Origin of the sequence: Paenibacillus mucilaginosus 3016 (genome assembly GCF_000250655.1) — a bacterium.
GTDB classification, from domain to species: domain Bacteria; phylum Bacillota; class Bacilli; order Paenibacillales; family NBRC-103111; genus Paenibacillus_G; species Paenibacillus_G mucilaginosus.
In genome coordinates, this window is the sequence record NC_016935.1 from 8,224,079 (window position 1) to 8,245,447 (window position 21,369).

Annotated in this window: 15 protein-coding genes and 1 pseudogene; 2 read left to right on the top strand and 14 right to left on the bottom strand. The window is 58.2% G+C overall.

The features are described from left to right. Positions 1-33 precede the first annotated feature (33 nt). The 6 genes from PM3016_RS34245 to PM3016_RS34270 all read right to left on the bottom strand — a co-directional run bounded on the left by PM3016_RS34245 (position 34) and on the right by PM3016_RS34270 (position 8,435). Positions 34-300: a biotin/lipoyl-containing protein gene (locus PM3016_RS34245; protein WP_014372532.1), complete on the bottom strand. Its 267-nt coding sequence runs from the start codon at positions 298-300 to the stop codon at positions 34-36. After that, positions 284-2,425, bottom strand: a complete 2,142-nt coding sequence (locus PM3016_RS34250; RefSeq protein ID WP_014372533.1) for a sigma 54-interacting transcriptional regulator — start codon at positions 2,423-2,425, stop codon at positions 284-286. The genes PM3016_RS34245 and PM3016_RS34250 overlap by 17 nt, the downstream gene beginning before the upstream one ends. Positions 2,426-2,554: 129 nt before the next feature. Further along, positions 2,555-3,877: an RNA polymerase factor sigma-54 gene (rpoN, locus tag PM3016_RS34255; protein ID WP_014372534.1), complete on the bottom strand. Its 1,323-nt coding sequence runs from the start codon at positions 3,875-3,877 to the stop codon at positions 2,555-2,557. Between the two features lie 143 nt (positions 3,878-4,020). After that, complete coding sequence (gene speB / locus PM3016_RS34260; protein WP_014372535.1) at positions 4,021-4,983, bottom strand: agmatinase; 963 nt, start codon at positions 4,981-4,983, stop codon at positions 4,021-4,023. A gap of 431 nt (positions 4,984-5,414) precedes the next feature. Continuing rightward, the gene (gltX, locus tag PM3016_RS34265; protein ID WP_014372536.1) at positions 5,415-7,079 is read right to left on the bottom strand and encodes a glutamate--tRNA ligase; all 1,665 of its coding nucleotides are present in this window, start codon (positions 7,077-7,079) and stop codon (positions 5,415-5,417) included. After that, positions 7,080-8,435 (bottom strand): APC family permease, encoded by a 1,356-nt coding sequence (locus tag PM3016_RS34270; RefSeq protein WP_014372537.1) that lies wholly within the window; start codon positions 8,433-8,435, stop codon positions 7,080-7,082. It abuts the gene before it with no gap. A 1,055-nt stretch (positions 8,436-9,490) separates the two neighbouring features. Here PM3016_RS34270 and PM3016_RS34275 point away from each other — a divergent pair. Then, positions 9,491-11,242 (top strand): sensor histidine kinase, encoded by a 1,752-nt coding sequence (locus PM3016_RS34275; RefSeq protein ID WP_014372538.1) that lies wholly within the window; start codon positions 9,491-9,493, stop codon positions 11,240-11,242. Positions 11,243-11,413: 171 nt separating this feature from the next. After that, positions 11,414-12,442 (top strand): dimethylarginine dimethylaminohydrolase family protein, encoded by a 1,029-nt coding sequence (locus tag PM3016_RS34280; protein ID WP_014652992.1) that lies wholly within the window; start codon positions 11,414-11,416, stop codon positions 12,440-12,442. Between the two features lie 120 nt (positions 12,443-12,562). Here the strand turns inward: PM3016_RS34280 and PM3016_RS34285 are convergent, their stop codons facing one another. From PM3016_RS34285 to cdaA, 8 genes and pseudogenes are all read right to left on the bottom strand, one after another. Further along, entirely contained in the window at positions 12,563-12,982 is a 420-nt protein-coding gene (locus PM3016_RS34285; RefSeq protein ID WP_014372540.1) for a VOC family protein, read from the bottom strand. An 18-nt stretch (positions 12,983-13,000) separates the two neighbouring features. After that, positions 13,001-13,507, bottom strand: coding sequence for a GyrI-like domain-containing protein (locus tag PM3016_RS34290; protein WP_014372541.1), 507 nt, complete (start codon positions 13,505-13,507; stop codon positions 13,001-13,003). A 238-nt stretch (positions 13,508-13,745) separates the two neighbouring features. Continuing rightward, positions 13,746-14,297 carry a histidine phosphatase family protein gene (locus tag PM3016_RS34295; RefSeq protein WP_014372542.1) on the bottom strand — a complete coding sequence of 184 codons (552 nt, stop codon included), beginning with the start codon at positions 14,295-14,297 and terminating at the stop codon, positions 13,746-13,748. Between the two features lie 317 nt (positions 14,298-14,614). Beyond that, a complete protein-coding gene (locus PM3016_RS34300; protein WP_014372543.1) occupies positions 14,615-15,118 on the bottom strand; it encodes a DMT family transporter in 504 nt (167 codons plus the stop codon). Between the two features lie 14 nt (positions 15,119-15,132). After that, a complete protein-coding gene (gene glmS, locus PM3016_RS34305) occupies positions 15,133-16,962 on the bottom strand; it encodes a glutamine--fructose-6-phosphate transaminase (isomerizing) (protein ID WP_014372544.1) in 1,830 nt (609 codons plus the stop codon). 551 nt (positions 16,963-17,513) lie between these two features. Then, a pseudogene (gene glmM, locus PM3016_RS34310) lies at positions 17,514-18,855 on the bottom strand (phosphoglucosamine mutase). Positions 18,856-19,026: 171 nt separating this feature from the next. Continuing rightward, positions 19,027-20,499, bottom strand: a complete 1,473-nt coding sequence (locus PM3016_RS34315; protein WP_014372545.1) for a CdaR family protein — start codon at positions 20,497-20,499, stop codon at positions 19,027-19,029. A gap of 3 nt (positions 20,500-20,502) precedes the next feature. Beyond that, a complete protein-coding gene (cdaA, locus tag PM3016_RS34320) occupies positions 20,503-21,309 on the bottom strand; it encodes a diadenylate cyclase CdaA (RefSeq protein WP_013921113.1) in 807 nt (268 codons plus the stop codon). Positions 21,310-21,369: the final 60 nt, after the last annotated feature.

A 21,369-nucleotide genomic window follows, 5' to 3' on the forward strand; every position in this document is an offset into this window, starting at 1 on the left:
AAGTAATTGCCCCGGGGGACGGCCATCCTTACACTACGGAGCCTCACCTTCCGGTTCGGCCTCCGGTTCTCCCGCGCGTTCTATAATGTGCGTCAGGATCATACCCGAGATCACGTACTCTCCCAGAGCTACTTCCATGTGACCGGAGATGCCCGTTACCGGTGCAAGAATCGCGTGGGTCAGGCCGCCTGCACTCAGCGCGAACAGAACGCCGCCTTCCTCCACAGGGTCTCCGGGCGAGACGAAGATGCGTTCAATCGTCCCGGCAAAAGGTGTGGTGACGTCATATTGTAATCCCAATGTCCTCCCCCCTTCCGATCCGCTCCTGAATTTCCTGGTATTTGCGCGAGATGGTCGACTGGGAGACGCCGAGCACCTTGGCGGCCATCGAAGTCGTCTTGTATTCTTCCATCGCCGCCTTGATCATCTGATCCTCCAATGCCTTCGTCGCTTCCTTGAGCGACATGCCCTTGGCGGGCCGGCGCAGCGAGGACGGGCTCGTCCTCCCCCGCTTGAGCAGCGGTGTGATCTGCGACGCTTCGATGAGCTCCTCGTCGGTCGTCACCGAAATCCGCTCAATGATATTCTGCAGCTCCCGCACGTTGCCGGGCCAGGAATACGATTCGAGCACATCGAGCGCGTCCTGCGACAGCTGGTTGCTGCGGCTGTACTTCTCATTGAATTTGTGCAGAAAATGCAGCGACAGCAGCGGAATATCCTCCGGCCGCTCCCTCAGCGGCGGGATGGCGATCGGGATGACGTTCAGCCGGTAATAGAGGTCCTCGCGGAACGTGCCTTCCTCGACCATTTTCTCCAGATCCTTGTTCGTCGCGGTGATGATCTGCACATCAATCTCCACCACCTCGGTGCCGCCCACGGGGATGATCTCCCGCTCCTGCAGCGCCCGCAGCAGCTTGACCTGCAGACTCAGCGGCATCTCGGCGATCTCGTCGAGGAACAGAATGCCCTTGTTGGCCATCTGGAAGTAGCCCTGCTTCCCGCTTGCATTCGCTCCCGTGAACGCCCCTTTGACATAGCCGAAGAGCTCGCTCTCGAGCAGCGCTTCGGGAATCGCGCCGCAGTTCACTTTGACGAACGGCTTCGAGCTCCTCGGCCCGAGTTCGTAGATGCAGCGGGCGAACACCTCTTTGCCTACCCCCGATTCCCCGGTAAGCAGGACGGTCGACGACACATTGGCCACCTTGTGGATGTACTTCATGACCTTCTCGATCTTCTCGCTCCCGTAGATCACCTGCCGCTGGCCCGAGTAGCTCTTCTGGTCCCGCAGGTGCTCGAGCTCCTTCTTGTACCGCTCGCTCATCTTCTTCGCATGGCGCAGCTCTTCCTTGAGGAGCACGGTCTCGGTGATATCCCGCAGGGCAATAACGATCCGCTCCAGCTTCCCCTTCGCGTCGAAGACCGGGTTGCCGACGGCGAGCACATTCCGGCCTGTCCGGCTTTCCTGCATGACGGATACTTTCCGGCGGCGTTCCAGGACCATTTTGACAAGAGAAGCAAAAAAGCCCCCCTCATGCTCCAGCTCCATCAGGTTCGTGCCGATGAGATCCTCCAGCCTCGACTCCCGGAAGTCCTCGACCCACTTGCCGCTGTAACGCAGCAGAACGCCCTTCTCGTCCACCACCAGGATCTCGTCGTAGATCGAGGAGAGGATTGCCTGCAGGTCCGTGTTCAGGTTCTTGACGTACTCCAGCTCCATCGCCATATTCTCGATGTACGGCAGGTCCTGCAGGACGATGATCGCCCCGGTGACATGCCCGTGCTTGTTGCGGATGGGGCCGAAGTCGGCGAGCACCCCGATCTTGTCGTTGACGATAATGTGGTTGAGCACCACCTCGCCGCGCTCGATGACGTTCTGGAAAATCTCCCCGTCAAGCAGCGAGCCCGCATGCTCCCGGCGCAGCTCGTCCGGCTCGGCCCGCAGCATCCGGAGCGCCTCTGCGCTGAAGTTCTCGATCCGGCCGTGCCCGTCGGCAATGACGATCCCGAGCGGGATCGAATGAAGCAGCGAGCGGATCCAGTCCGATCCCGTCGACTGGTTCGTCAGCAGGTAGTACAGGACATCCTCCCGGGTCAGGTAGCTCTCATGCCGGCCGTCCCGGCTCTCCAGCACCACGATCTCTTCCCCGAACACTTTGAAGAAATCCAGCATATCCGCTTCCTGCTGAATGTGCATGAGATGGGTCTGGTACGGCAGTGAAGCCACCTTGCGCTCCATCCACTCCCTCTGGTTGACCGACGGCATGATGTCCGTGGTCCGCAGGAAAGCGGCGATCCGCCCGGGCTGCTCCCCATCCTCTATAAAAACGTAGGGCTCGTTGTACTGCGACATGATTCTCCAGGCCTCGTCCGCCGTCGAATCGAACGTGACCTTATGTGCTTTTCGGACAAACCACTTCGTGGACATGCTCTTTCCTCCTATGCGCAGATCGTGCTGCCTGTCTCCCGATTATAGATCATTTGCGGCTGCGATAGAACTGCAGGCAGAACATGGTTCTTGGCGGCAAAGAAGACTGCAGCCCGGAAGGCGCACAGTCTACAGCACTCGTTTGCGCAGGGAGGAAGAGAGGATGTGCAGCTCTTCCCTGTACTTGGCCACCGTACGGCGGGCCACCTGGAGCCCCCGTTTCGAGAGCTCCTGCGCCAGCTTCTCGTCGGAGTACGGCCTGCCCTTGTTCTCGCCGGCCACCAGCTCGGCGATGACGGACTTGACCTCCAGGCTCGAAGCGCCCCCGCCTCCGCCGCTCTCTGCCAGCGGCACGGCCGCGAAGAAGGCCTTGAGCTCGAAGGTGCCGTGGCACGTGCGCACATACTTGCCGTTCACCGCCCGGCTGACCGTGGATTCGTGCAGGCCCAGCTTGTCGGCGATCGTCCGCAGGTTCATCGGCCTCAGGCCTCGCAGGCCCTGCCCCCAGAAGCCCGGCTGCTCCTCGAAGATCGCGGCGATGACCCGTTTCAGCGTCCGATAGCGCTGCTCCACCGCGCGCATCAGCCAGTCGGCCCCCCGCCGCTTGCTCTTCAGGTAGGCCGCCGCCTCGCCATCGGTCCGCCCGAGCCGCTCGTAGCCGTCCTGCACGGTGAGCCGGGGGGTGAGCTCCGCATTCCAGCGGATGAGCAGCTCCCCCCGCTCCAGCCGGACTTCGGCGTCCGGCACGACGTAATGCGTTCGTTCGCCGGGGTGCAGACTGCCCGGGCGGGGCTGCAGCCCCCGGATATAGCGGGCGATCTCCCGCACCGCCTCCGGCGGGAGACCGAGCCGGCGGGCCAACGCCTCCCAGCGTCCGCGGGCGACGAGCGGAAAGCACGCTTCGCTGAGCGCGTCCGCTGTGCCCGGAGGTGCCTGCGGGTCACGGCCGGCCTGGAGCAGGAGGCACTCGCGGAGGTCCCGCGCCCCGATGCCCGCCGGCTCCAGCCGCTGCACCTCGCGCAGCGCGTCCTCCAGCTGCCGCAGGTCCGCGCCCAGGCAGCCGGCCAGCTCGCCCAGCGGGTGGAGCAGGTACCCGGCGCCGTCCAGCGAGCCGACAAGGAAGGCGGCTGCCCGGTACAGGTCCGCCGGCAGGCCTGCGATCCGCAGCTGGCTCAGCAGCGCCTGCTCCAGCGTCTCGCCGCGGGCGGGCAGCCGGCCGAGGCGGTCATCCTCCCCGCCGCCTGGGCCGATGGCGTGGCGGCTTCCCGCGGAGCGGCGTGCAGAGGGAGAGCTCCACTCCAGCTCCAGCAGCGGGTTCTCCAGCGCCTGCTCCTGCAGGTAGGACAGCAGGTCCGTGCCGGTCAGCTGCAGAATATGAACCGACTGCTGAAGCTCCGGCGTCAAGGTGGTTTTCATCTGAATGGCTGTCGTTTGGCTCAGTCCTGTAATCATGGCGTTGTCCTCCTTCTCTGTCGGCTCAAGATCGGCATTGCGGGGCCGGGAGCTCCCCGCTTCAGGCGAGCCCGGCTGATTCCCTTCCATTGTACCGCGGTCCTGCGGCGCTTCGCATCAGGCGGCTGTCCGCTTCGCTTGGCTTAGGCCCCCGTGATGCTCTCCTGCGGGCTCGCCGTCTTAAGGTTCAGGGCGACCAGACTCGCGAACTCGTGGATCAGCGTCGCAGCCAGCAGCGAAGTCGTCTGGGCCGGATCATAGCCCGGCAGCACTTCGACCAGGTCGAACCCGATATAGTTCAAACCGGTCAGCGACCGGACGAGCTCGAGCGTCTCATGGCTTGTGAATCCGCCGACCTCCGGCGTCCCCGTCCCCGGCGCATAGGCCGGATCGACGAAGTCGATGTCGAAGGTCAGGAACACCGGCATATCGCCGACCGTTTCCTTGACGCGGCGCACGACCTCCGGAATGCCCGCCGCTCGGAGTTCTCCCGAGGTGATCACGTTGAACCCGAGATCGTAGCTCGCCTCCAGATCGCCGGGATGGTTCAGCGTTCCCCGGATCCCGATCTGGAACACCTTGGAAGGGACGACGAGTCCTTCCTCATGCGCACGGATGAAGGTGGAGCCGTGCCAGTACTTCTCATCGTAGTAGGTGTCCCACGTATCCGTGTGGGAGTCAAAATGCACCAGCGCCACCGGCCCGTGCACCTTGGCCGCCGCACGCAGCGCAGCCAGCGTCACGGAGTGGTCCCCCCCAAGGCCGACCGGTACGATCCCGGCCTGCATCAGCTCCAGCGCGCTGGCTTCCATCAGCTCATAGCTGCGGTGGATGTTGTGCGGGATGACCGAGACATCCCCGATGTCGATGGCCTTCGTCTCCTCGAACGGGTATACCTTATGCACCGGGTGGTAGGGGAACAGGAGCATCGATCCCTGGCGGATCGCCTGCGGCGCGAAGCGCGCCCCCACCCGGAACGAGGCGGCCGTATCGAACGGCATGCCGACGATCGCAAGCCTTGCGCCTTCCCGCTTCGCCGGAAGCCGCATGAACGAGCCGGTCGTACAGAACTCGGGCTGAACATCGGGAGATAACGGATACTGCATGAATAACATCCTCCTAGAATGAAGTAATCGGGTCAGAATCTGCAGCTGCATGCCCCTCTGTATTCTACATAGCAAGAATCATGCCAACATCTGCGAATCCAGGGCATGGCGGGCTGATCCGCTGCCATGGCCTCTCGGCCGGTCCCTGGGGCGGTTTCTTCGCAGGGAACTGCTCCTGCATTCCTCCCAGGGCCTTAGCCGGTCCGCGTGTGTGCGACGCATATCAGGCCTATTTCCTCAACAGCAGACGGAACAGCAGCGTTCACACCCGATCCACCGTCTGCCGCCCCTTATGCACTTCTGCATAACGCATCCATCTTTGCGCTTCAGGGCTTCCGCCGGCTCCGCTTCGCCGGCTTTCTATGCCAGGGCGCGGCACAGCTGCATTCCCTTCGGCCGCCTGCCCTCTCTGCCAACGAATCAAGCCCATCCTACCGGCTGACCTCCAGCCAGCCTGCCAGCCGCCGCCTTACCGCACTGCCGCCCAGAATGCTGCAGATTTCATACAGGTCCGGCGTCTGCTCCCTGCCTGTCAGGACGAGCCGCAGCACCATCGCCACGTCACCGGTATGACCGTTGAATCCGGCGGGGTTCTTCTTGTACGTCTTCGGGCTGTCCGCATACCCCAGCTCTGCAGCCAGCCCCCGGATCGTGCCGAACCACTCTTCCGCTGCTTCGCCCTCATCGTAAGCTGCGAGATAACCCCGCACGATGTCACGGGCCTGCTCCAGCCGCATCCGTGCCTGAATCCGCTTCGTCCGGGCCGGCTCTTCCGGCTCCTCATAGAAGAAGCCGATGTAGGCCGGCAGCTCGCTCCACTTCGCGATATCCTTCCTCGGCTTGGTTCCGCCCCGGCCGATGGCGAGAATCCGCTGCGCATAACCGGGGTCCGCTTCCAGCCATCCGGCAAAAGCCGGATGAAACCTGCGTCCCCAGGCCAGCGCCGCGTTGTAGACCTCTTCGGCTGTCATCCGCGCTACGACCTCCTTGGCCGTGTCCTCCAGCTTCGCCCCGTCGAACAGCGCGCCGCTGCGGTTCAGCCTGCCCGGCTCCAGCGCGAAATCCGTCAAAGGAGCATCCGGATGCTCCCTGCACCAGTCCTCGAAGGTCCAGTTCGCCAGCTGAAGCAGATACTCCAGGACGGCCTCCGGCGGAACTCCTCGCTCCGCATAGTAAGAGACGGCAGCTTCAGGGTCCTTGCGCTTGCTCAGCTTACGCTTCGAGGCTCCCTGCTGTTTCAGGATGGGAGCCAGATGCGCATACACCGGAGCCTCAAAGCCGAGCACCTCCCAAAGCTGAAGATGCACCGGAAGCGAGCTCAGCCACTCGTCCCCCCGGATCACGTGCGTCGTTCTCATCAAATGGTCGTCCACCGCATGGGCCAGATGGTAGGTCGGCAGTCCATCCGCCTTCAGCAGCACGATGTCCTGGTGATTCTCGGGCAGGGTGAGCGTCCCTTTGACGAGATCTTCCACGATCACGGAACGTGCGGGATCGCCCGGCGAACGAAGCCTGACTGTATAAGGCTGGCCCTGCTCAATCCGCTCCCGCACCTCGGCAAGCGGCAGATCGCGGTGAACCGCCCACTTCCCGTAATACCCCGTGGTCAGCCCCTGCGCCTCCTGCTCCGCCCGCATGGCCGCCAGCTTTTCCTCCGTGCAGAAGCACGGATACGCCAGACCGCGTTCCATTAAGTCCTTCGCATAAGCGGTATAGATCTCCCTGCGGCGGCTCTGCTTGTAGGGGCCATAACTCCCACGCTCCCCGGCTTCCCCGGTCCCTTCATCGAACGTTACGCCGAAAGCCCGAAGCGCCTCCAGTATCGCTTCGGTTCCGCCTTCCACCTCTCTTTTTTGATCCGTATCCTCGATCCGCAGATAGAAGCGCCCGCCGGTCTGGGCGGCGAGCCTGCCGGCAATGAAGGCGGTGAACAAGCCGCCCAGATGCAGGAAGCCGGTCGGACTCGGCGCAAACCGGGTCACGATGGCGCCGGACGCCGGCTTCCGGAGCGGATACTGCTCTTCCAGCTCCAGCGGCGTGGGAAGCGCCCCCGGCCAGATCAGCTCCGCCGCTGTCTTATATTCCATTGGTTTCATCTAGATCGCCTCTTCATAGTAGTCCATCACCGGCGGCTTCCTCGAGAACATTCGCGTGTTCACCAGAAGGTAGATCAGCCCGAGGCCGCTCCATACAAAACCGAGGATCAGTGAAGGCATTTCGAGATTACTCCACAGAAAAGCTATGAACGATGTGCCCACAAGAGGAACGACCACGTATTTGAGCGTGCCGGCCAGTCCCCGCTGCTTTTGCTGAATGTAGTAATAGCCGATCACCGACAGATTCACTGCCGTGAACGCGGTCAAAGCTCCGAAGTTAATGAACTGGATCGCCGTGGCGAGATCCAGCGCCAGCGCCGTCAGGCTGAAAGCGCCGATGAGCAGCACGTTGATCATCGGCGTCTGAAATCGCGGGGAGACATAGCCGAACCACTTCTTCGGCAGCACATTCTCACGCCCCATGGCGAAGAGCAGACGGGAAGCGCTCATATGGGAAGCTATACCGGATGCGATCGTGGAGGAGAGTGCACCGGCCAGGAATATCGACTGGAACAAACTTCCGCCTAGGATAAAGGCCATCTCTGGAGAGGCCGATTCCGGATCGGAGAACTGCGACACGTCAGGGAAGAGCAGTGAGGCCAGGTATCCCGCCGTGATGAAGATCAGGCCTCCCATGGCGGCGACGAGATAGATGGCCCTCGGGATCGTCTTTCGCGGGTCCGGTGTCTCCTCCGCATACGTTGTTACCGCATCGAATCCGAGGAAGGAGAAGCAGAGGATAGCGGCACCCCCGAGCAAAGCCCCCATGGACATATCCGGACTGAAAAAAGGCGTCAGCGTGAATGCCGCACTGTCTGCCGGGTCGGCCGTCAGCCGCTGAATCACCAGAACGCTGAAGATGCTGACTACGAGAATCTGAAAAAACACCAGAAACGTGTTCAGGTTCGCCACGACGTTGTTGCTCCACAGGTTGACAACGGTGAGCAGCCCGGCCATGACCACAATCCAGATCCAGCCCGGCACTCCCGGAAACGCGGCTTCCAGATAAATACGAGTCAGAAGCACGTTAATCATCGGCAGAAAAATATAATCGAGCAGCGCTATCCAGCCGACCATGAACCCGACATGCGGATTAATGGCCGTACGGCTGTACGTATAAGCTGAGCCTGCAACCGGGAAGGCACGCACCATGTGGCCGTAACAAGCTGCCGTAAACAGGATGGCAATCAGCGTTACGATGTAGGCCGCAGGCACATGCCCGCTTGTCGTATCCGTGACAATACCATACGTATCGAATACGGTCGTAGGGGTCATATACCCGAGTCCCAGAATGACGATATGCCTGAGCTTCAATGACTTCCTGAGTGTGGCGGGCGGATCCGTTAAAGTTTGCATGTACCAAGCTCCTTTGTATTAGGTTGGATTATGACAACATTCGTAACATGAGCAAGAAGTATGCCAACCTGATTGGAGCGCTTACAGCTTACATCGGCCTCAAAATGCAGTTCAAATTTATTCAAAAATTCATGATTATTTATTATTGCATAATCTTTTCATTTTGCAACCGGTATCAATCTTACATGGAAATGAATTGCTTTCATTATATTATGTGATGTTTATGTCATACTCACCAAGCTAGTCGTATCCCCCATCCCAGCCGGTACAGGCTGTTTTTCAACGCCCCTCATTGCGCAGCATGACGGTACGCTTTTGTCTACCGCCGAAGCAGTCCGTTGAGCGCCCTTTATGCGTAGCATAACGGAGCGCATAAACGAAGCCTTTCGCTTTTATCTGCCGGCGACGCAGTCCGTTTTTGAGCGGCCTTTATGCGCAGCATAACGGAGCCTTTCGCTTTTATCTGCCGGCGACGCAGTCCGTTTTTGAGCGGCCTTTATGCGCAGCATAACGGAGCGCATAAACGAAGCCTTTCGCTTTTATCTACCGGCGACGCAGTCCGTTTTTGAGCGACCTTTATGCGTAGGCATAACGGAACGCATAAACGAAGCCTCTCGCTTTTATCTACCGGCGACGCAGTCCGTTTTTGAGCGACCTTTATGCGCAGCATAACGGAGCACAAAAACGAATCGTCTCGCTTTTATCTACCGGCGACGTAGTCGTTTTTTGACAGCGACCTTTATGCGAAGCATAACGGAGCACAAAAACGAATCGTCTCGCTTTTATCTACCGGCGACGTAGTTCGTTTTTGACAGCGACCTTTATGCGAAGCATAACGGAGCGCAAAAACGAAGCTACAAGCACAGCAATGCATTTCACTAAGCAACCAATATGCGAAGCATAGCGCACATCCCACTACCAGCGACGTAGTTCATTTTTAACAGCGACCTTTATGCAAAGCATAACGGAGCGCAAAAATGAACTACGAGCCCCAAGCAGCTTTTGTCGAAATATGATATAATATAAGGAACTTTGCCTATAATCGGGGTGGCCGCATGTTACGAGCGGAATGGTTTAACAAATCCAAGTTTATCGTTGTTTTTGTGGTAGTCTTCTTCTCTACCATTCTCTTAAATAACTTTGTGTTCTACCAAGTCACGCAGGAACGGCTGGAAGAGACGTTCGAGAAGGAGTCGGAGATGCTTGCCGTCGATCTGACCGATTCCATCTCCCAATACCACCTGTCGGTCCGCTATGTGGAGGAACTCATTGGCGAGGAGCTTCGCGTCGCCGCGATGGCCATTCAGAGCTCGCTTGATCCCAAATTCGAGAATGTCACCAACGAGCAGCTCGCTGCCTTAAGTCAGGAGCTCGGCATCTCCCACATCACCCTGTTCCAGCGCAAGGAGAAGGACATTGTCGGGGTCCGCTCGTCTGATCCCAAGGAGATCGGCATCAGCGCCAGGAAGTGGGGCTTCTGGTATACGGCGATGAAGCAGCTGTTCGCGCTTCAGCCCGTATCGATTCCCGAGGGGCAGAAGCTCAAGAATTACTGGGCGGGCCCGCTCGAGTATTCGTCCTCCAATCCTGGATCGATCGACAAGTGGGGCTATTACTACGACGGCACGACGAATTACATGATCAATCCTTACGTGCATGACCGTCAGATCCGCGAGTTCCAGAACCTGGTCGGATATGAAGAGATCGTCCAGCGCACGCTCAAAAAGGACAGCACCATCCTCGAGATTACCGGCTTCAATCCGAAGCTGTTCGGGGAGAAGGCACCCGAGTTCAAACGCAACGACGGTACCAAATTCGTTTCTCTGAGCAACCGGGACATCTATTTCGGGACCTATACGTTCCCGGAATCCAGAGATGTGGCCAGTGTACGGCAGGCCATCTCGGATAACCGGACGATTACGTACAGCGGCGAAAGCAATGGCCGCAAGGTCATCAAGAGCTTTATCCCCGTTCCGTCCGGCAAAGATCTCGGGGGGCAGGAGTTTCCTTACGTCATCGGGGTGGTGTCCGATTACCAATCGATTCAGACGCACCTCGACAAGCAGGCACGCAATGCCTTCTATCTCATCATTCTCGCCACGCTCATGGCGATGATCATCATTTACCTCTATGTCATCTACATGCGCCGGGCGAAGGAATCGGCGGTCCAGCTCACGCAGGACCAGTATATCGAGGATATCTCAAGGATGTTCACCACCGTACGGGGACAGCGGCATGACTTCCTTAATCACGTGCAGACCATCCACACCATGGTACAGCTCGGGAAATACGAGGAAGTGAAGAAGTACACGAAGCAGTTCGTCCAGGAGATTGTCGAGATCAGCGATATCATCCAGATCAACCATCCGGTCATCGCCTCCCAGGTGCAGGCCAAGGTCGCTGCCTCCATCTCGCGGAAGATCCGCTTCCAGCATGACTTTCAGAATCTCTGCAAGCTGCCGCTCAATGCGCTCAAGTCCGTCGATATGGTGAAGGTCATCGGCAACCTCGTCGACAATGCGTTCGATGAAGTGGAGAAGCTGCCTGTGGAAGAACGGGAGGTCCTGCTGACCGGATGGGTGGATAACGGGGACTTTCACATCAAGGTAAAAAATCCGTGCCATAATCCTCCTTCCGAGGAGGAGATCGCGCAGCTGTTCAAGCCTGGATTCTCTACCAAGGAAGGGGAGCATCACGGTCTGGGGCTGTCCATTGTCAAAGGGATCGTCGAAGGCTACAAGGGAAGTATCCAGGTGGCGGTGGAAGGAAGCAGCATCGAATTCCATGTCCGCATTCCCGGTGAATAGGGTTGCAATAGCAAAGGAAGTGCTCACGAAGCACTTCCTTTTTTGGTGCCCATACAACAGAGCGATTTCTATGAATGCATACCATTCAGGGCATAAAATCAAGCCGGGAGGGAAATAGTGGGGGATAACGCTCGACAATCGAGCTGCTTGCTGAAGGGTGGTCGATTCTTCTTGCTGGAGAAAGAACGGTATCTGTCCGACCGGTTTGCCTTGGAGCCTGCCAGTGATAAGCAGCTGCTGCAGGACATTTGGGGGACACCATGGGGAGTCTTCTGTCCGGTCGGCCCCATCCGCAGCGTGCTCATGCACCGGCCCGGTGAAGAGGTGCTGCAGATCCCGAAGGATCAATACGAAGTCGAGGCCGGGTCGCTTCGTCTGAGGGAGGTGCACGGCCGCAGCCTGAGCAAAGGACGAGGGCAGGATCCGCCGGATCTCGGCCTGCTGCAGGCACAGCACGACGGCATTGCCGAGGCTCTTCGCAAGGCAGGCGCTGAAGTGCTCATGCTGGATCAACCCGAGTCCGGTGTATGGCCTGACCGCATGTTCACCAGGGACCTGGGGATGGTGCTCCCCGGCGGGGTCATTCTCTCCCGCTTCGCGCTGTATCTCAGGCAGGGGGAGACCCGTATAGCGCAGGAGACCCTCGGACGGATCGGGGTGCCGATCCTCGGGGCTATTCACGGACAGGGCTTTATGGAGGGAGGCAGCTTCGCGCTGCTGGACAGCCGGACTGCGGCCGTTGGGCGTTCCGAACGGGTGAACGATGCGGGGATCGAGCAGCTGAGGCAGCTGCTGCGGATTCAAGAGGTGGAGCTGCTGACCATTGACATGCCATCCGATAAAATCCATCTGGACGAAGCCTTCCTCATGCTGGATACCGACAAGGCATTGGTGAATCCCCGGCTGCTGCCGCACTGGTTCCTGAAGGCCCTCCACGAGCGGAACATCACTATGCTGGCGGTCGATCCCGAAGATCCGCCGCTGACGATCAACGCGCTTGCGGTCGCACCGGGAAAAGTGCTCTTCTCCTCGGAAGGCTGCCCGACCGCAGAGCTCCTGCAGAAGAATGGAATCGAAGTGATCCCGGTGGAGGTCTCCGAAATTTATAAGATGGGCGGAGGCATTCACTGCGTCACCCTTCCGCTGGTAAGGGAGGAGGATCCGTTCGGCAGAGCCTCGGCCGTCACGCCGCGGCAATGATGCTCCGCAGCGGCCGGAAGACGCCGGGTATTCAGACAATCTTCCGGCTGCGTTCATTCTAAGACGGAGCGGAGCCGGAGCACCCTGCTTCCCTGAAAGAACAATCGATGAAGGCCCGGCTCAAGGCTGCTGCCAAGCTTGGAATTTGTTGCCGTCCGGGTCCTTGAACGTCAGCTGCTTTCCGCAGGAGCCCTCATCGCGGATGCTCTCTTCCACCCATGCACCGGCACCTGTCAGAGAAGCATGCAGCCCCTCGATATCCTCGGTTTCGAAGCAAAGCGGGAACATCTCGTAGGCTTCCCCGTTGTCGGTCCATCCGGTCGTCTCGAAGACAGCCGCGGCTCCGTCGCTGCAGGGGAGCAGGAACAGCCACTGTCCATCCCCAAGCAGCAGGATGGCGCCCCGGCCCGGCTCCAGCGGCGAACGCCGCTTCAGGCCAAGCACTTCCTCGTACCAGGCCGCCGATACAGCGACGTCACGTACCGGAATGTAGGCACATTCCACCTTTTTCAGCAGGGCCTTCTTGGTTGTTATGCTCATGCTTCATCCACTCTCCTCTCAGGGCTTCGCCAGCGCGATGTACACATCAATCTCATTGTCCTCCCGGTCGGGCCGGTAGCGTTCATCCCACACCTCAAAATCAAAGCCGTCGGGGCACCGGCTGTTCTTCCGCATCCATTCCCCATAGAGGGCATCATACGTGCTCCCAAGCTCCGCTTCGGGGCCGCGGTGCGCTGCCTTCACATATTCCCTCGCGGGCAGGGTATGAACGCTCATCCCCTCCGGGGGCTCGGTACCTTCCGGTACGAGGAAGCCGATGATTTGGCGGAATGCGTCCACGTGCGGATTGAATCCGGGCTTCATAGGGTAGACCTGCACGAGATGGGGATAGGGAGAGTGCAGGTCGGCCAGCTCCTCCCTGCGGGAGAGCATCGTTTCGTACGCCTTGCGGCCGAGCCCCTCTTCACTGATTTGCTTCAGATTCGCCTCGAACGATATACCGGCAATCGTAAATGAGGGGAGCGTAACCAATTCGGGCGATACGGGATGGACAGGTGATGGCAAAAGAAATTCCTCCTTCAGTTTCATGGGCAGGGATCATATGTTCCCCTATACCTATTCTCGCTGCCGGTCAATTATCCTTTCACTTTAGGAATTTTTTAGATAACGCTTTTCACTGATCCTCTGCTGAATTCACATCAAAAAAACAAGTCTGCGCTTTTCCGCAGACCTGGTTGTCCATCTTTTGGAAGTATCCCGTTTACTACGGCCGTTTGTTAACCGGCCTGTTCCGGCGTCTCCTTTATCCTTGGCGTTCGAAGAGATACAGCTGTCCGTTCGCCGCACGCCGGAAACGAGGTCCCTTGAAGCCTCTGCGGCGCAGCTCGCGGGAGAGCTCCTGCATGAACGCGGCATGGCCGACCAGAAGGATGTTCACACCGTCTCCTTCAGCCGTAATCTCGTCCACGACCCGGGCCGCTCTAGCCCGAACTCCCGCCCTGCTTTCCTGGAATGCCCCATGACCGAGCAACCATGCGGCCCGCATCCACAGCAGCCAGCCGATGATCGGGAGCCTGCGTTGCGAGATCCGTTCGAACGCCGGATAAGGGATCTCCCGAAGACCTTCCATATAACGGATCGGCCCGGAGTGGATCGTCTGGGCGGTAATCCTCGCCCGCGGCATATCACTGGCATAGCAGCGCTGCCACTGAATCCCGTTCATCTCCGTTGTTCCGATCTCCACTTCCGATTGATCGTATTCCGTGAACCACCTGGTGAGCTCCTCGCCTGACATCCAGCCTTTGGCGGGAAGTCCCCTCTTGACCTTAAAGTGCCTGACCAACCCGATTTTCATGCCCGCTCACTCTTTCTCTCTCGTTGTCCATTGTATGGATTAACCCTGGGAATCCGCCAAAATATACCATAGTATTCTTGTTTATATTGTCAGTTGTCCCCTTCTTCTGTCAAGCTAAGAGGCTTCGCCGTCCTATAAGGGCAGTACGCGTTTATAAGACATATCAGATCACCGAATTGAGCCTCAGTGAGATATAAATTCTTATGTCAACGAAATAAAACGGCCTTCTTCCAAGGAAGAAGGCCGTCAGGTTCCGATTCGTCCCCCCAGCAGCGGCAGGAGCTCACAGATTTATGCGGCTTGCGAATCGGTTCGTGCTACAAAGAAACCGGCTTTTGCTGCCCTTCCCCCGCCACCGACGTTTTCTTCCGCGAGATGGACAGAATGCCCGCGAGCACGAAGAGAATTCCTACGAGGTGGTACCAATGGATCGGCTCATGCAGCGCCGCATAAGAGAGGACGACGGCACTCACCGGCATGAGCGCCGAGAATACGGCCGAGGAACCGGCCGGAATCTGCGCCATCGCCTGATTCAGCAGCAGGACAGCGAATACGGTAACCCCTACCCCGGTATAGACCAGCAGTCCCCATATGGCCGGCGTCACCGCCGCGATCTCGAACTGTGCCGCCTGCACCAGGGAGACCGGAAGGAACAAGCCGAACCCGATCGTGCTGGTCAGGGCAGCGGAAGCCAGCGGGCTCAGGTTCGCCGACAGGAGCTTGCCGAAGGTCATGAATACCGCTTCCCCGATGACCAGATGTTTCGCGGCGCGCTTAAGCAAAAAAAGAGCCCCGATGAGATCGGGACCCTTCTTCTTCATAACCTCTATATAGCTTACTCAACCGTAACACTCTTCGCCAGGTTGCGCGGTTTGTCGACATCGTTACCGCGGGCCAGCGAGGCATAGTAGGACAGCAGCTGCAGCGGAACAACCGACAGAGCCGGGGTCAGCAGCGGCAGCGTGCTCGGAATGGCATACACGTGATCGACCACTTTGCCGAGCTCCGTCTCGCCTTCGTTGTGGATGCCGAAGACATGCGCGCCACGGGCCGTTACTTCTTTGATGTTGCTGACCGTCTTCTCGAAGAGATCTTCCTGCGTAGCGATCGCAATCACCGGAACGCCTTCTTCGATCAGTGCCAGCGTACCGTGCTTCAGCTCGCCGGCTGCATAAGCTTCGGAGTGGATGTACGAAATCTCCTTCAGCTTCAGCGAGCCTTCGAGAGCAACGGCATAATCCAGGCCGCGGCCGATGAAGAACAGGTTGTCGTGGGTGGAAATCTGTTCTGCTACATCCTTGAGGATTGGAGCGCCTTCCAGGATCTGCTCCACCTTCTGCGGCAGTTCCTGAAGACCTGCGATCACTTCGGCAATATAAGCCTCGCTCTGCGAACCCAGTGTCTGGGCCAGGTACAGGCCAAGCAGGTAGAACGCGATAAGCTGGGACGTATAAGCCTTCGTGGAAGCTACGGCAATCTCCGGACCGGCCCACGTGACGATCACATCGTCCGCTTCGCGGGAAACGGAGCTGCCAACCACGTTCGTGATGGCCAGCACACGCGCACCGCATTTTTTCGCTTCGCGGAGAGCTGCCAGAGTATCGGCCGTCTCACCGGATTGGCTCACAACGATCACCAGTGTCTCCGGCGTAATGATCGGCGAACGGTAGCGGTATTCGGAAGCAACGTCGGTTTCAACCGGGATGCGGGCCAGCTGCTCGATCACCGTCTTGCCGACAAGGCCTGCGTGGAATGCTGTACCGCAAGCTACGATGTGAACCTGACGAATGCCGCGAATCTGCTCCGGCGTCATGCCAATTTCCGGCAGCAGGACTTTTTTCCCGGAAGCATCGAGTCTGGCGCCCATTGTGTCACGGTAGGCTTTAGGCTGTTCGTAAATCTCCTTCAGCATGAAGTGATCGAATCCGCCTTTTTCCGCCGTAACAATATCCCAATCGACATGGAATAATTCCCGGTAAATAAAATTCCCCTCGAGCGTCATTAATTCGACACCTTCCCGTGTCAAAACAGCCATTTCGCCGTCGTTCAGGATGTACACGTTGCGTGTATACTCGAGAATCGCCGGGATGTCGGAACCGATGAAGTTCTCGCCTTCGCCGACACCGATAATCAACGGGCTCGCCAGACGGACGGCAACCAGTTTATCCGGTTCGAACTCCGTCAGAACGCCAAGCGCGAATGCGCCCTTCATGCGGGAGACCGCCTTCTGAACCGCTTTGACGATGTCGCCTTCGTACAGGGATGCGATCAGGTGAGAGATAACTTCCGTGTCGGTCTCCGATACGAAGACATGCCCCTGAGCCGTCAATTCTTCCTTCAAGGAAATATAATTCTCAATAATCCCGTTATGCACTACGGAGAATTTATGGGAATTGTCCGTATGCGGATGAGAGTTCACATCCGACGGTTTGCCGTGCGTTGCCCAGCGGGTATGTCCGATCCCGATCGTTCCGCTCAGCGGTGCTGATTCGAGCTTCGATTCCAGTACAGCCAGACGTCCTTTGGACTTCTTCACCTGAAGACCTTCGGTTGTATAGACGGCAACACCCGCCGAATCGTAACCGCGGTATTCGAGTTTTTTCAAGCCTTCAATCAATATATTCTGGGATTCACGTTTCCCTACATAACCAACGATTCCGCACATATGATAGTACCTCCTGAATGTATGAAGCTAAATAAGTCCTGCAAAGCTCTTGATATAACTCCTTGCTGCAGATCCCGTCGAATTCTTGTCGGCCCGGTCGCCCGGACGTTTTGCTCTTCGACTTGTACGGAATGGATCGATCCCGGAAGGCCCCCGCCGAATATTTCGAACACCTTCACCTCGTCAACTGGATGGTCAGTTCCTGCAGTCGATTAATCCTGCGCCGTCTAGGGAATAAGTTGGAGGCCGCTCCCGCCGGCTTAGTGCCGTAGAAGCAGACTCGAAGACCGAAACGCAGCAAAAAAAACGTACCCAGGACAAAGACGGATCCAGTTCTGGCGCTTGTCGAACCGAAGAACCCCGATCCTCCTCTCTATATCTTGAGTAAAGACATATACCCATCTTATTCATTTCGCATCGGAAGTGCAACTGATATTTTCACCATGTTTTCATGATGCTATCCAAATAGATCAGGTCCCCCAATACAGGCAAAAAATCCCCGGAAGCCTTGCCGCTCCGGGGATTTCCCACTTGTCAGCATCTTGTATGTCTTACACCAGCTCGCGCTCGATGACCTCGGCGATCGATTTCACGTACGCTTCCACTTGGGCCGCATCAGGGCCTTCCGCCATCACGCGAATCAGCGATTCGGTGCCGGACGGGCGGACGAGCACGCGGCCGTTGTCGCCGAGCTCTTCTTCCACCTGATGGATCGCCGCTTCCACCGCCGCGTTGTCCTTCAGCTTGCTCTTGTCGGCAACACGAACATTCACAAGCGTCTGAGGATATTTGCGCATGATCCCCTTTAACTCACTGAGGCTCTTGCCCGACTGCACCAGCGTATCCATCACCTGCAGCGCAGTCAAAATGCCGTCTCCCGTCGTGTTGTAATCGAGGAAGATGACGTGGCCCGACTGCTCGCCGCCCAGGTTATAGCCGCCGCGGCGCATCTCTTCCATCACGTAGCGGTCGCCTACTGCGGTTTTGGCCGCTTTGAGCCCCACCGCCTCGATGCCCCTTGAAGAAGCCGATGTTGCTCATCACCGTGGTCACGATGGTGCTCTCCTTCAGCTTGCCGGCTTGATTCAACGCATGGCCGCAGATGCTGAGGAGGTAATCGCCGTCCACTTCCTCGCCCTTCTCGTCGATGGCGATCAGACGGTCCGCGTCCCCGTCGAAGGCGAGACCGATATGGGCTCCGCTCTCCACTACGAGCTTTTGCAGCTTCTCCGGATGGGTCGAACCGCAGTGGTCGTTGATGTTACGCCCGTTCGGCTCCGCACCGATGGTGATGACTTCGGCGCCCAGCGCTTCGAACACTTTGGGAGCAAGCTCATAAGCCGCACCGTTCGCACAGTCAAGCGCAATACGGTAGCCCTGGAAGGACGATTTCACCGTCGATTGAATATAGTCGAGATATTGGAATTTTGCCTGCTCATTCACCGTTACGGTGCCAATCTCCCCGCCGACCGGGCGAGGCAGTTCATCCTTCTCGGCATCCATCAGCCGTTCGATCTCCAGCTCCGTCTCGTCGGACAGCTTGTAGCCGTCGGCGCCGAAGAACTTGATGCCGTTATCTTCTACCGGGTTGTGCGATGCCGAGATCATTACGCCGGCATCCGCCTTCAGAAGGCGTGTCAGATAAGCAACACCCGGTGTCGAAATCACGCCGAGCCGAACGACATTCGCGCCGATCGACAGCAGCCCCGCCACCAGCGACGCTTCCAGCATCGGACCCGAGATCCGGGTATCCTGCCCGATCAGAACGACCGGCTTCTCCACTTGTCCTGCGAGCACATAGCCGCCGCAGCGGCCGATTTGATAAGCAAGCTCCGGAGTGAGTCCCTGATTCGCAACCCCGCGGACTCCATCCGTACCAAAATATTTCCCCATAATACGTTAGTCTCCCTCTGTTGACCATCACTTCAATGGATCATGTTCATCATTTCTCTATTCATCCGAGATAAACCGATAAATCCTGCGGTTGAGCCTGTAACAAACTATTCCCATTATTACGGATTCGCCACTCCGGGTCAAATCCAACAAATGGGCCCCCTTCCCTATTCAAGGGGATGGAGGCCCTGCCGGAGCCGCGGGCTGCTCCTCAGCTTCGGCCGCAGGGGTTCCCGAAGGAGAGGCCGGCACAGCTTCCGGCGAAGCAGCCGGAGCCGTCGGCTGTTCCGCATCCGCCGGCGCTTCTTGAGGAGCCTCCGTCTGCGGTGCCGCCGGTTCCGGTACCGTAGTCTGCGGAGCAGCCGGCGTTTCCTTGGCAGGCGTCTCGGTCTGCGGTGCCGGCTGCGCCGTCGTTTTGGCGGTGATCTCCACCGACATCTTGAACTCCTGCCCCGGCCCCTTCTTGACGAAGGTAGGCAGATTCCACGTTACCGGCACCTCATGCGTCCCGGGCGGCAGATTGCTTACATCAAGAATCGCCTGCACATCCTGCGGCTTCAGCTTGTCGATCAGCGTCGGCGCCCCTTCCACCTTCAGATCCACGGTGCCATTGGCCGGCCGGACTACCTTCGTGTTGAAGATATCGTTCTGGCCGATTATCGACAGCTTGATTCCCTCCAAGGTTTTGGTCACGGAAGGCACGATCGAGACATTCACCACGACCTTCTCCGGATCAAGCTGATTCACATTCTCCTTGGGCGGAATGCTCAGCGTAAATTCCGTATCTTCCTTCAGGTCGCTCAGCTCTACCTGCGGTCCTTCATAAAACTCCAGTTTATCGAGCACGTTCTGAGGCCCGTAGACCGTTACCTTGTCCGTGCTCTGCCGGATGGACGCCACCGCATATCCTGCCGGCGGCTCGCCGACCAGCTTCACCTGCAGAGGCACCATCGTAAACGGGCTGGTGATCGGCACTTCGACATCGACCACATTGGGCGTGATTGTGGCAGTCTCGATTTTCTTACCGTTCTTGTCATAAGCGGCAAGCACGGCCTTGCGGTTCGAAACCGGCGAGGTCGCCTTCTCTACGCTGACATCGGTCCGGACGGATTCCACTTCATCATAGATCCGGCTCGGTACCGATACGGTGACCTGGGACGGCTTGGCTACCGGCTGCCCGGCCTTCAGACCCACTCCCGGGATCCCTGTTACGTTTACCGTCACCGGCATCGATTTATTGCGTTTTTCGTCGACGACGACCTTCACGGTTGCAGGCGTCACCTTGACGGATACGTTTGCAGGAAAGCCAACCGGCGTCAGCGGCAACGTATATTCGCCTTTGCCCACCTGTGTCAGATCGACCTCCACCGAGTACCCTCCGGAGGTCATCACCTTTTTGACAACGGAATCCCGTCCGGAGAGCGTGACGGTCACCCGCTCCGGCTCCACGAGCTCCACATAGAATTGATCTTTATCATACTTCGGGGTAATCGCGACGTTGCCTATATTCTCTTCTCCTATGGCGCCGCTTGAGGTGCTGGACACCGTGCCGGCATCCGACGAGCGGACGACGGCCCACAGCAGCACCCCGATCACCAAGGCAACCACTTTCACAACGTTGGTATTCCGCAGCCACTGATCCATAACTTACCGCCGCCTCCATTTCCACAGAGGGCTGCTTTTCTTCTCTTTCGTCTTCGGTTTAAGCTCTTCGAACAGCTTCGCCAGCAGCGCATCTTCCTTGATGTCCCGCAGCACATGGCCGTTCATGGCCAGGGATACTTGTCCCGTCTCTTCGGAGACAATGACGGACATCGCGTCGGACACCTCCGTCATTCCGATCGCAGCCCGGTGCCTTGTCCCGAGCTCCTTGGAAATGAACGGATTCTCGGACAGAGGAAGGTAGCAGCCCGCCGCCATCAGCTGTCCCCCCCGGATAATGACGGCCCCGTCATGCAGCGGCGTATTCGGCACGAAAATATTAATGAGCAGCTCCGATGAGATTTTGGATTCCATGCCGATGCCCGACTCAATATAATCATTGAGTCCCGTCTCCCGCTCGAAGACAATCAGGGCCCCGATCTTCCGCCGTCCCATATAGTTCACCGCTTTGAGCACCTCATTGATGCGGCGGTTGACGTCCTGGTCCTCTTCGGAGTTGGTCCGCGAGAACAGCGTGCCCCGTCCGAGCTGCTCCAGCGCACGCCGGAGTTCAGGCTGGAAAATGATGAATACGCCCACCAGACCGAAGGTGAACATCTGATTCATCATCCACTGCAGCGTATTCAGCTTGAACCAGGAGGACAGCGCCCAAGTGACGACCACTACGAGGATGCCCTTCAGCAGCTGAATCGCCCGTGTTCCCCGTACGACGAGGATCAGCTTGTAGATCACATAGCTGACAATCAATATATCGATAATATCCTTAATGCGGATCTCTGTAATCCAATCCATCGCGTGTGCCCCCAAGTCCCTGCCGCGGTGATGTCTGTCTCTAGTTTAGTATGTACTCCT